The sequence below is a fragment of the Achromobacter anxifer genome, assembly GCF_903652925.1.
GTDB lineage: Bacteria > Pseudomonadota > Gammaproteobacteria > Burkholderiales > Burkholderiaceae_B > Achromobacter > Achromobacter anxifer.
Window position 1 is genome coordinate 775,586 of sequence record NZ_CAHLAR010000002.1, and the last position, 11,444, is coordinate 787,029.

15 protein-coding genes are annotated in these 11,444 nt (G+C 65.4%); all 15 read left to right on the forward strand.

From position 1 onward, the window contains the following. Positions 1-30: 30 nt before the first annotated feature. The 15 genes from HWY37_RS09035 to HWY37_RS09105 all read left to right on the forward strand — a co-directional run bounded on the left by HWY37_RS09035 (position 31) and on the right by HWY37_RS09105 (position 11,380). Positions 31-507 carry a terminase gene (locus HWY37_RS09035; protein ID WP_176088433.1) on the forward strand — a complete coding sequence of 159 codons (477 nt, stop codon included), beginning with the start codon at positions 31-33 and terminating at the stop codon, positions 505-507. 9 nt (positions 508-516) lie between these two features. Beyond that, on the forward strand, positions 517-2,037 hold the full coding sequence (locus HWY37_RS09040) for a terminase (protein ID WP_176088434.1): 1,521 nt from the start codon (positions 517-519) through the stop codon (positions 2,035-2,037). Positions 2,038-2,049: 12 nt separating this feature from the next. Beyond that, a complete protein-coding gene (locus HWY37_RS09045) occupies positions 2,050-2,340 on the forward strand; it encodes a hypothetical protein (RefSeq protein ID WP_176088435.1) in 291 nt (96 codons plus the stop codon). An 8-nt stretch (positions 2,341-2,348) separates the two neighbouring features. Beyond that, a complete protein-coding gene (locus HWY37_RS09050; protein WP_176088436.1) occupies positions 2,349-2,753 on the forward strand; it encodes a hypothetical protein in 405 nt (134 codons plus the stop codon). Between the two features lie 2 nt (positions 2,754-2,755). After that, positions 2,756-4,432, forward strand: coding sequence for a portal protein (locus HWY37_RS09055; protein WP_176088437.1), 1,677 nt, complete (start codon positions 2,756-2,758; stop codon positions 4,430-4,432). A gap of 8 nt (positions 4,433-4,440) precedes the next feature. After that, a complete protein-coding gene (gene gp10 / locus HWY37_RS09060; protein WP_176088438.1) occupies positions 4,441-4,761 on the forward strand; it encodes a capsid staple protein in 321 nt (106 codons plus the stop codon). A gap of 42 nt (positions 4,762-4,803) precedes the next feature. Next, positions 4,804-5,160 (forward strand): Bbp19 family protein, encoded by a 357-nt coding sequence (locus HWY37_RS09065; protein WP_176088439.1) that lies wholly within the window; start codon positions 4,804-4,806, stop codon positions 5,158-5,160. Further along, positions 5,117-5,830, forward strand: a complete 714-nt coding sequence (locus tag HWY37_RS09070) for a peptidase (RefSeq protein ID WP_176088440.1) — start codon at positions 5,117-5,119, stop codon at positions 5,828-5,830. The genes HWY37_RS09065 and HWY37_RS09070 overlap by 44 nt, the downstream gene beginning before the upstream one ends. 12 nt (positions 5,831-5,842) lie before the next feature. Continuing rightward, positions 5,843-6,892, forward strand: coding sequence for a major capsid protein (locus HWY37_RS09075; RefSeq protein WP_176088441.1), 1,050 nt, complete (start codon positions 5,843-5,845; stop codon positions 6,890-6,892). Between the two features lie 27 nt (positions 6,893-6,919). After that, positions 6,920-7,354, forward strand: coding sequence for a Bbp16 family capsid cement protein (locus HWY37_RS09080; RefSeq protein ID WP_176088442.1), 435 nt, complete (start codon positions 6,920-6,922; stop codon positions 7,352-7,354). 12 nt (positions 7,355-7,366) lie between these two features. After that, positions 7,367-7,561, forward strand: a complete 195-nt coding sequence (locus HWY37_RS09085; RefSeq protein ID WP_175213571.1) for a hypothetical protein — start codon at positions 7,367-7,369, stop codon at positions 7,559-7,561. A gap of 70 nt (positions 7,562-7,631) precedes the next feature. After that, the gene (locus tag HWY37_RS09090; protein ID WP_176088443.1) at positions 7,632-8,330 is read left to right on the forward strand and encodes a phage connector family protein; all 699 of its coding nucleotides are present in this window, start codon (positions 7,632-7,634) and stop codon (positions 8,328-8,330) included. Positions 8,331-8,333: 3 nt separating this feature from the next. Further along, complete coding sequence (locus HWY37_RS09095) at positions 8,334-10,391, forward strand: phage tail protein (RefSeq protein WP_176088444.1); 2,058 nt, start codon at positions 8,334-8,336, stop codon at positions 10,389-10,391. After that, a complete protein-coding gene (locus HWY37_RS09100; RefSeq protein WP_176088445.1) occupies positions 10,381-10,863 on the forward strand; it encodes a hypothetical protein in 483 nt (160 codons plus the stop codon). The genes HWY37_RS09095 and HWY37_RS09100 overlap by 11 nt, the downstream gene beginning before the upstream one ends. A 1-nt stretch (position 10,864) precedes the next feature. Continuing rightward, positions 10,865-11,380, forward strand: coding sequence for a virion core protein, T7 gp14 family (locus HWY37_RS09105; protein ID WP_176088446.1), 516 nt, complete (start codon positions 10,865-10,867; stop codon positions 11,378-11,380). Positions 11,381-11,444: the final 64 nt, after the last annotated feature.

An 11,444-nucleotide genomic window follows, 5' to 3' on the forward strand; every position in this document is an offset into this window, starting at 1 on the left:
GCGCGGGCGGCGGAATTTACCGTCCCGTGCATGCAGACCATCCGCACACCTGAAAAAGATTTCGCGTTTTTGGCCACCCTGGCCGACACGGGAAACGTCACGAAGTCGGCCGCCGCGGTCGGCGCAAGCCGACGTGTGGTGTACGAGTGGCGCCTGGCTGACCAGGATTTCGCCGAGGCTTGGGACCAGGCAATACGCGTGGCCACCCTGGGTTTGGAGGACGAAGCCCGCCGGCGGGCGCAAGAGGGTGTCGAAGAGCCCGTGTTTTACCTGGGCGGTCAGTGCGGCACGATCCGCAAGTACAGCGACACGCTGCTGATCTTCCTGCTGAAGGCTCATGATCACAAGTACCGTGAAAAGACCGGCCTGGAGTTGAGCAACCCCGACGGCTCCCTCCAGCCGTTGAGCGATGCGCAAGCAGCCGGCCGCATTGCAGCCCTCATCGCGGTGGCTCAGGCCCGCCAGGCGCAGGAAGCGAGCGACGAGCCCGGCGCCGACCTGGTGTAGGGGCGCGGCTTGAACGCGTCCGAGATTCTGAAGCTACTGCGCTACCTGACCCCGGCCGAGCGCGCCGAGGTCGAGGCCATCCTCGCGCAGGACAAGACCATCTGGCGCCCGCTGCCAGGCCCCCAGATGATGGCTTATGACTCGGTGGCCACGATTATCGGGTACGGCGGCGCAGCGGGCGGCGGCAAGACGGACCTGGCCTGCGGAAAATCGCTCACGGCGCACCAGAAGATCCTGGTGCTGCGCCGCGAGGCCACCCAGCTGACCGGCATCGTTGACCGCTTCACGGAGCTATTGGGCAGCCGTGATGGCTACAACGGCGCCGAACGCATCTGGCGCCTTCCAAACCGCCAGATCGAATTCGGCTCTACGCCCAATCCCGACGACTGGAACAAGTACCAAGGCCGGCCGCACGACCTGCTGGTGTTCGACGAGGCGGCCAACTTCCTGGAAGGGCAGGTGCGCGCGCTGCTGGGCTGGTTGCGATCCGTGGACCCCTCACAGCGCTGCCAGGCCCTGCTCACGTTCAACCCGCCCACGAGCGCCGAGGGTCGGTGGATCGTCGATTTCTTTGCGCCCTGGCTCGACCCCAAGCACCCGAACCCGGCCCAGCCGGGTGAGCTCCGCTGGTTCGCCACCGTGGACGGCAAGGACGTGGAGTGTGCGGACGGCACGCCCTTCGAGCATGGCGGCGACCTGATCACACCGCTGTCGCGCACCTTCATCCCGTCGCGTGTGAGCGACAACCCGTACCTGATGGGGACCGGATACATGGCAACCCTCCAATCCCTCCCCGAGCCGCTGCGCTCCCAGATGCTCTATGGCGACTTCCAGGCCGGCATGGAAGACGACGCGATGCAGGTCATCCCCACGGCATGGGTAGAGGCGGCGCAGGCGCACTGGAAGCCGATGCACAACAAGCCGCGCATGGACAGCGCAGGCGTGGACGTGGCGCGCGGCGGGCGCGACAACACGATCATCGCGCGGCGTCACGGCTGGTGGTTCGACGAGCCGTTGGCCTACGCGGGCAAGTCCACGCCCGATGGTCCGAGCGTGGCCGGCGTCACCATTGCCGCCGTGCGCGACCGCGCGCCCATCCACATCGACGTCGTGGGCGTGGGCGCGAGCCCGTATGACTTCCTCGTGCAGGCTGGGCAGCACGTCCTCGGGATCAACGGCGCCGAAGCCGCGCCAGGCACGGACAAGTCGGGCCGTCTGACCTTCGCCAACACGCGCAGTCACGACTGGTGGCGAATGCGCGAGGCGCTGGATCCCGCCGCGGACAACGGCATCGCGCTGCCGCCCGATCGCCAGCTGCTCGTCGACCTGTGCGCGCCGGTATGGCGCCTGCAGGGCCGCACGATCTACGTAGAAAGTCGCGAGGACATCATCAAACGCATTGGTCGGTCGCCGGACTGGGCCAGCGCCTACATCCTCGCGCTGCACGACACGCCCCGAGTGGAAGACATCCCGGGTGCGCATACCCGCAAACGTGGCTCCTACGATCCGTACGCAAACCTGAATCGATAGGACAGAACCCCCATGTGCGAACCCACGACCATTGCTCTTGGCGCTGCAGCGTTGGCGGGCGGAGCGGTGCTGTCGTCTGCCATGGCGCCGAAAACTCCCAGTGTTGCGCCCACGGCGCCCGTACAACCGCCAACGAAACAGGGCGAGAAGGCGCCGGACGCCGATCAGCTGCGGCGCAAGAACGGCGGGAACCTGATCGATACCGGGCCTGGCGCGTCTTCGGGCAGCACGCTACTCACGGGGCCCGGGGGCATCGACTCCGAAGGGCTCAGCCTGAACAAGAACACGTTGCTGGGGGGCTGACCATGTGCATGGCACCGAGCATGCCCGGCACGGGCAACACCTTTTGGACCACCGGCGCGGCCGGTATGACTCCCGAAGAGCAACAAGCTCTACCCTCGTTGACGCCTGAAGCGATCACCTGGGGCGGAATCAGTACCGTGGCCCAGTTGAGCCAGGAGCGCACGGCGGCGCTCGATAAGTGGAAAGCTGAGAACCCCGAGCGCTACCAGGAAGGCCTGCGCGAGCAGGAGCGGCAAGCGGCAGGTCAAGCGCCGCGCACGCAGGCCGCTACGGATGCACGCCGCGGCGCCGGCGGATCAGGCGGCGGGGCGGGCGCATCGTCCACAAACACGCTGTTGACAGGCAGGGGCGAGTCCCAAGGCGTGGACCCGTCCGCGCTGGACCTGTCCAAGAGCACGTTGCTGGGGCTCTGACAATGGCCCAGCCGCACGTTCCGCGCGACAAATACCTCTCCCGCTACTCTGCGCTGCAATCCGAGCGATCCAGCTGGAACACATTCTGGCGCGAGCTGACCGATTTCATCCTGCCGTATAGCGGCCGGTTCTTCACGTCTGACCGCAACCGCGGCACGCGGCGCTTCAACAACATCTACGACCCCACGGGCACGCTGTCGGCGAACACGTTGTCGGCCGGCCTGATGGCGGGCATGACAAGCCCGGCGCGCCCTTGGTTCCGCCTGGCCACGCCCGATCCGGCGCTGATGCAATACCACTCCGTCAAGGTGTGGCTGTCAGACGTCACGAAGCTGATGCTGGACGTGTTCGCACGATCCAACACCTACAACAGCCTGCAGAGCATGTATCAGGATCTGGGCGTGTTCGGCACGGCCGTCAGCTTCGTGCACCCGGATTTCAACGACGTCATCCACCATTCCCCGTTGCCGGTGGGCGAGTTCTATCTCGCCACGAACGACAAGGGCAACGTCGATACGCTGTATCGCGAGTTCGACGTCACTGTCGCGCAGCTGATCAAGAAATTCGGTATCGAGAACGTCAGCACGGCCGTGAAGTCCATGTACGAGAACAGCACGCTCGACAGCTGGGTGACCGTTGTCCAGTGCGTCGAGCCGAACGTTGACCGCGACCCGAAGTTGCGCGACGCGCGCAATATGCCGTTCACGTCAGTCTACTTCGAACACGGTCAGACGCCCGACAAGTACCTGCGCCGCTCCGGCTTCGAGGAGTTCCCCGCGCTGGCGCCGCGGTGGCAGGTCTGGGGCAGCGACGTCTACGGCGTGGGACCGGGCGGCCTGGCGCTGGGATCGGTGAAGGGGCTGCAGCACCGACAGCTGCGCCTGGCCGAAGGCCTGGACTACACGACGAAACCGCCAGTCCAGGCGCCTACCGCCCTCAAGAATCATGACATCGACATGCTGCCGGGCGGCGTGACGTTCGTGGACGCAGCCAATCCGAACGCTGCCATTCGGCCCGCCTGGCAGGTGCAGCTCGACTTGGGCGGCATGCAAGCGAACATCCAGGACACGCGCGAGATCCTGCGGTCGACGTTCTACGCCGACTTGTTCCTCATGCTGTCCAACGTTGACGTGCGCATGACCGCCACGGAAGTGGCCGAGCGGCACGAGGAAAAGCTGCTGATGCTGGGCCCCGTGCTGCAGCGCTTGCACAACGAGATGCTGGACCCGATGGTCGAAATGGCTTTTCACCGCCTGGCCGCCGCCGGCGCACTGCCGCCGCCGCCTCCCGAGCTGGAAGGCGTCGACCTGAATATCGAATTCGTGTCCATGCTGGCGCAGGCGCAGCGCGCAATCGGCGTGAACAGCACCGATCGCTACGTCATGACCCTCGGCCAGGTGGCGGCGGTCAAACCCGAAATTCTGGACCGGCTGGATGCTGACGCACTGGCTGACAGCTACGCGGACCAGTTGGGCGTCGACCCCCGTCTGGTTGTGCCGCTCGACAAGGCTGTGCTGGTGCGCCAGCAGCGCGCCCAGCAGCAGGCTGTCATGCAGGCCGCGGCCACCGCCGAGCAGGCCGCCACGGCCGCCCAGCGCCTGGGCGCCGTGCAGACCGGCGAGCGCAATGCCGCCTCTGACCTCATCAACCAGTTCCAGGGATACAGCATCCCGCAATAGGTGCCGCCATGAACCTGACCGACATGAAGCTCTCGCCCGATGAGGCCAAGGAAATGGATTGCACGGCGGGCTGCCTGGGCGGCGATGATGGCGGCCCCAAGTACCCGTGGGGGCTGATCCTGTCCCTGGACGACGACACACTGCGCAAGCTCGGTGTGTCGGAGCTGCCCAAGGTCGGCCAGCAGATGCACCTGATGGCGGTGGTCGAGGTATGCACCACCAGCCAGCACGCGAATCAGGACGGCACGGACAAGTGCGTGTCCCTGCAGATCACGCAGCTGGGGCTGGAAGGCGCCGCGCCGGATCCCGCGCAGGTGCTCTACGGCTAGGGGTGCGCATACCGTGCGCGGTGAATCCCAGAATTCGAGCGCATGAGTTCCACGACATACGACCCTCTCAATCCGTCGGCCACGGAAACGGACCGCGACGCGAAGCGTGAAGACGCCAAGCAGGAATCACGGCTTGAATCGGACGACTTGAAGTGGCTCATGGGAAACCGACGCGGCCGCCGCATTGTGTGGCGCCTGCTTTCCCGGGCGGGGGTGTATCGGTCCTCCTTCAGTACGAACGCCATGCAGATGGCGTTCAACGAGGGGAACCGGAACGAAGGGCTACGGCTCATCGCGAAGTTGCACCAGCTCTGCCCGGAACGGTACGCCGAAATGCTCCAGGAGCAGACCAAGCATGACCACCGAAACCCAAGCGACGACCGGAACAACGCCAACTGATCCCGGCACGCAGCAAGCCGCGACCGCACCGGCCACCCAGGACTCCACCGTCCTGACTACCGACGCGCCCGCGAGCGAGCAACAAGCGCAACCCACGCAGCAGGGCGAGGCTCGGGCCGGCGACAAGCCGACCACCGAGGCCAAGCCAGATGGCGAGAAGCCGCAGAACGAGGACGACAAGTCCGAGGCTGACGGCGAAAAGGGCGCGCCCGAGCAATACGAGGACTTCGCCGCGCCCGAAGGGGTGCAGCTGGACGCCGAGCTGGTGGGCGACCTGAAGACCATCGCCAAGGAACTGAACCTTTCGCAGAAGGACGCGCAGCGTGTGGCCGACCTGGGCCCGAGGCTGATGCAGAAGCTGCAAGGACATCAGGCCGAAGCGTTCGCGCAGATCCGCCAGACCTGGGCGGACACCGCGAAGGCCGACAAGGAAATCGGCGGCGAAGCTTTCGCCGAGAACCTGGGCGTGGCTAAGAAGGCACTCGATTCGTTCGGCACTCCCGAATTGCGCACGTTGCTCAACGAGTCCGGCATCGGAAACCACCCGGAGCTTATCCGGTTCATGGTCCGCGCCGGCAAAGCGATCAGTACCGACACGTTCGTCGCAGGGGAGCGCGGCGCGGCAGGCGCGCGGCGTGACCTGGCGAGCAACCTTTACCGCAAGCAATAAGGAGCCTTCACCATGGCCACCCTCCCGTCCCGTCCTGGCGCCGTCACGCTGACCGACTTCGCCAAGTCCATCGATCCCGACGGCTCGACCGCTTCGGTGATCGAACTGCTGAACCAGTCCAACGAAGTGCTGCAGGATATGCGCTGGATGGAGGGCAACCTGCCCACCGGCCACCGCACCACCGTCCGTACCGGTCTGCCCACGCCGACCTGGCGCAAGCTGTACCAGGGCGTCCAGCCGACCAAGTCGCTGCGCGCACAGGTCGATGACGCCACGGGCATGCTCGAAGCCCGCAACGAGGTGGACGTCGATCTGGCCAACCTCAACGGCAATAGCTCGGCGTTCCGTCTGTCGGAAGCGCAGGCCGAAGTCGAGGGCATGAACCAGTCGTTCACGCAGACCCTGTTTTACGGCGACACCGCTGCCAACCCCGAGCGCTTCATGGGCCTGGCGCCGCGCTACTCGTCGATCTCGGCCGCGAACGGCGTGAACATCGTCGACGGCGGCGGCACGGGCAGCGACAACACGTCGATCTGGCTGGTCCTGTGGGGCGAGAACACCGTCACCGGCATCTACCCGAAGGGCTCGGAAGCCGGCTTGACCCATCAAGACCTGGGCGAAATCGACGCGTTCGACACGCAGACGCCGCCGGCGCGCTTCCGTGCCCTGGCCGACCTGTGGAAGTGGAAATGCGGCCTGACGGTCCGCGACTGGCGCTATGCCGTGCGCATCGCCAACGTGGACATTTCGGACCTGGTGGGCCAGACCGGCAGCCAAGCCCCGACCGCCACCACGGCGCTGATCAAGCTGATGGTGCGCGCCATGGCTCGTATTCCGCAGATGGGTATGGGCACCGCGGCCTTCTACGCCAACCGCACCGTCAAGGAATACCTGTCGATCGCGGCCCTGGACAAGTCGAACGCGGCGCTGGCTATCCAGCCTGCCATCAACCAGTTCGGCACGGTGTCGCCCGGCAGCGTCGGCAACGGCACCACGACCTTCCTGGGCGTGCCGGTGCGCACCGTGGACGCGCTGCTGTCCACCGAAGCCCGCGTCGTCTAAGCGTCCAACGAGATACGGAGAACCACCATGATCCTGGACACCCAAGAAACCTTCTCGGAAGGTCAATCCATCGCCGCCGCGGCGGGCGACGTCGTGTCGACCAATGTGTACGACACCGGCGCCGCCCACGATGTGGGCATCGGTGAGCCGCTGTACCTGTACGGCCGCATCGGTACCGCTGTCGTTGGCGCCGGCGCGACGGTGCAGGCCGTCCTTCAGACGGACGACAACGTCGGCTTCGCGACCCCGCGCGAGTTCCCCATCACCGGGGCACTTGCCCCTGCGGCGCTGACCACCAATGCGGACTTCTTCAAGTACCGACTGCCGGTGGGCCTGGAGCGGTACCTGCGCATCGTGTACCGCGTTGCTGGCGCCACCACGACCGCGGGCACGGCCAGCGCCTACATCGTCAAGGACGTGCAGGCCAACGTGCCGTATGCCAGCGGCTTCACCGTGGCCTAAAGGAGCTATCACATGAAAGTTATCGCGACCGCTGTGGGTTACGCCGGCAAGGATGGGCACCAGCTGCGCCAGCCGGGCGATGTCTTCGAGATGCCTGAAGGCTCCAAGGCGTCTTGGTTCAAGCCCGTTGATGACGACGAGCAGGGCGACAAGCCCCGCGGTAGTCGGAAGGCGGACAGCAAGCAAGCAGGTCAGGACCTGGCGTAAGCCCGGGCGCCTCTGACCCGGTGACAAGAAGCGGGGGCCGAGTGCCCCCGCTTGTTCGTGGAGCATGACCATGGCGTCCGTCGTCGACATCTGCAATTTGGCGCTTGCCCACCTGGGCGACGAGGCCACTGTATCGAGCATCGATCCGCCCGAGGGGAGTGCGCAGGCGGAGCACTGCGCGCGCTTCTACCCAATCGCGCGCGACTCGGCACTGGAAGGCCACGACTGGAACTTCGCCACCACGCGCGGCGTGCTGGCGCTGGTCGGCTCGGCGTGGCCCAGCTGGGCTTACTGCTATGAGCTGCCCGCCACCTGCGTGCGCGCGATCAGCGTGCTGCCTCCTGGCGCACTGGACGACTACAGCGTCGGCTATCCCGCCTCCGGCGCCGACTTGGGCTACCCCGGATCGATGATGGTGGCGCACGGCGCGCTATACATGCCCCAGGAATTCAGCATCGAGACGGGCGAGAACGACGGCCAGGCCACTGACGGGCGCCGGTTGCTGTACACGAACCAGCAAGGTGCCGTGCTCCGGTACACGCGGCGGGTAGAGGACCCGACGCGCTTCCCGCCATTGTTCGTGGATGCACTGTCCCGGCTGCTCGCCTCGTACCTTGCGGGGCCGGTAGTGAAGGGGACCGAGGGAGTCGCGGTTGCGCAGGCGCAACTTCGCGCCTACCAGAGCATTGTTTCGCAGGCGACCGTGTCGGATAGCAACCAGCGCAGTATCAAGCCGCGGCAAAGCGTGCCGTGGATCGCGGGGCGCTGAGTTATGGCCAACGTTCGCACCCTATCGCGTTCCTTCGCGCGTGGCGAGATCAGGCCGGAACTGTTCGGCCGCGTCGACCTGCCGCAATACCAGACCGGCCTGGCAACTTGCTCGAATTTCATCACGTTGCCCCATGGACCTGCCCAGAACCGCGCGGGCCTTGGCTTTGTCCGCGCCGTGAAAGACAGCAGCAAGCGCACCAGGCTGATTCCGTTCTCGTTCAACACGCAACAGACCTTCGCGCTGGAGGTGGGCGAGGGTTATGTTCGATTCCATACCATGGGCGCGACGCTGGTGAACGGCGCGACTCCGTATGAGGTGGTGACCCCTTACCTTGCAGTGGATCTGTTCGACCTGCACTATGTGCAGTCCGCGGATGTGCTGACGATCGTTCACCCGGGCTATGCGCCCCGGGAACTGCGGCGGCTTGGGGCGCTGAACTGGGTGCTTTCCACCATCCAGTTCACGCCGACCATTTCCGCGCCGGCTAGCGTCACAGCGACCGCGCACGCAGGCACAGGGACGGCCGACAATACCGATCACACCTATGCCGTCACCTCGCTGGCGTCGGACACGCTCGAAGAATCGCTTATCTCGACGGCTTCCAACACCGTTTCGAATGATCTGTCCCTGCAGGGCGCGTACAACGATGTCGCGTGGCCGGCCGCGACCGGCGCGGTACGCTACAACGTGTATAAGCGCAGCAACGGGCTGTGGGGATATGTCGGGCAGTCCGGCGGGTTGACGTTCCGGGACAACAACATCACGCCCGACATTTCGCAGGCCGCGCCCACCTTGGCGGACCCATTCAATGGTGCCGACAACTACCCCGCGGCAGTCTCGTACTACGAACAGCGCCGCTGGTTCGCCGGCACGCGGAACAAGCCCCAGAATGTCTGGGGCACCCGATCGGGCACAGAATCGAACCTGGCCTCGTCCATACCGACGCGAGACGACGACGCCATCGCCTTTCGCATCGCGGCGCGCGAGGTGAACACGATTCGCCATATCGTGCCGCTGTCCAATCTCGTTGTGCTCACGGCCAGTGCCGAGTGGCGTGTTTCGCCGGCTAACTCCGACGTGCTGACGCCAGCGACGGCGTCGCCGCGGCCGCAGTCGTACAACGGCGCGAACAACGTGCAACCGGCCGTCGTGAACAACAATCTGCTGTATGCGGCCGGGCGCGGCGGGCATGTCCGGGAAATGTCCTATAACTGGCAGGCGAACGGCTACATCACCGCGGACGTGTCGATCCTGGCACCCCATCTATTCGATTACCGCACCATCGTGGACATGGCGTTTTCACGCGCGCCGCATCCGATCCTTTGGTGCGTGTCGTCGTCGGGCGAGCTGCTCGGCCTGACCTACGTACCCGAGCAGCAGGTGCAAGGCTGGCACCGTCACGGCACGAAGTCCGGGCGCTTCGAATCGATATGCACGGTGGCCGAAGGCGACGAGGACGCGCTCTATGCGATCGTCCGCCGAACGGTCAACGGGGCGCAGGTGCGCTATGTGGAGCGCTTGCATACCCGGATGATGCCTAGCCAGGCCGACGCGTTCTTCGTGGACAGCGGCCTCACCTATGACGGGCCGCCCGCCACGGTGTTTTCTAACCTTGGCCATCTCGAAGGGGAGGCGGTGAACATTCTGGCCGATGGCGCGGTGGTGTCATCGCAAACCGTCACGGCCGGCACCGTCACGCTGGAACAGCCAGCCCGCAAGGTCCATATTGGGCTGCCCATCCAGGCGGATGCAGTGACCTTGCCGTTGGCCTTCGAAACGCAGGCGATGGGCCAGGGCCGCGTCAAGAACGTGAACAAGGTGTGGTTGAGGCTGAATGAATCGTCGGGCGTCTTCGCCGGGCCTGGGTTCGACAAGCTGACCCAGGTCAAGCAACGCACGACTGAGCCGTATGGATCGCCACCCCGCTGGATCTCGGGAGAGTTCGAACACGTGGTAAAGGCCGCGTGGACTGACGGGGCGCAGGTGTACGTTCGACAGACCGATCCCCTTCCTGTCACTCTCGTGTCCATGACCATCGAGGCGGCAATTGGCGGCTGATCTGGTCATCCGGCCGGCTGCCCCCGTGGATGCCGCCGCGCTCGCGGTCGACCTGCGCGCCCAGGACGCCCAGGAGATCCGGGCGATGCACGGCGCGCAGGTCGATGTTCCTGAAGCCATACGCCACAGCATCGCCGTGTCTTCGCATGCGTGGACTGCCGTGTCGGACGGGCGCATCGCCATGGTCGGCGGGGTGGCGGACATTGGAACGTTGCTTGGCGACAACATTGGGAGTCCCTGGCTACTGGGCTCCTCGATCATGTTCCGACGTCCGGGTGCGCTTACTCGTGTCGGGCGTCGATATGTTGCTTTTATGCACACTATTTATCCCGAACTGCGCAACATGATCGACGCCCGGAACACTCAGAGTATCGCCTGGTTGCAACGCCTGGGGTTTACGGTGCACTCCGAAATTGGGGTGCCATGCGGGCCGGACGGCGTGCTGTTTTATCGCTTCAGCAAAAAGGTTTGATATGTGCACCCCTGCCGCAGCTCCTTACGTGATGATGGCCGGCGCTGGCGCGTCGGCGGTCGGCGCGAGCAACAGCGCCAAGGCGCAACAAGCGGGCTTGAACCACCAGGCCGACGTCGCGGCGAACAACGCCCAGATTGCGGAATGGCAGGCGCAAGATGCGATCCGCCAGGGGCAGGAGCAGGAGCAACAGAGCCGTTTGCAGTACGCCGCTACCAAGGGTACGCAGCGCGCAGCGCTCGCCGCCAATGGCGTGGCCCTAGATGAAGGGAGCGCCGTCGATATCCTGGCGTCGACCGCCTACATGAACGAGATGGATGCCGCCACCATCCAGGCGAACGCTGCGCGCTCTGCCTGGGGCTATCGCACACAAGGCACGAGCTACAGCGATAACGCGACAGCCCTGCGAGCCGGTGCTGGCGCAGTGAGCCCTGGATCAGCGGCTGGGCTGAGCTTGCTGGGAAGTGCTGGCCAGGTTGCGGGCAGTTGGTACCAGTATTCGAAAGCGTCAAAGTGAGGGCTGACCCGTGCCGCGCGTTCCTATCGTAGACGCACCCCGCGTCAATTCGTCCGGCTTGCCG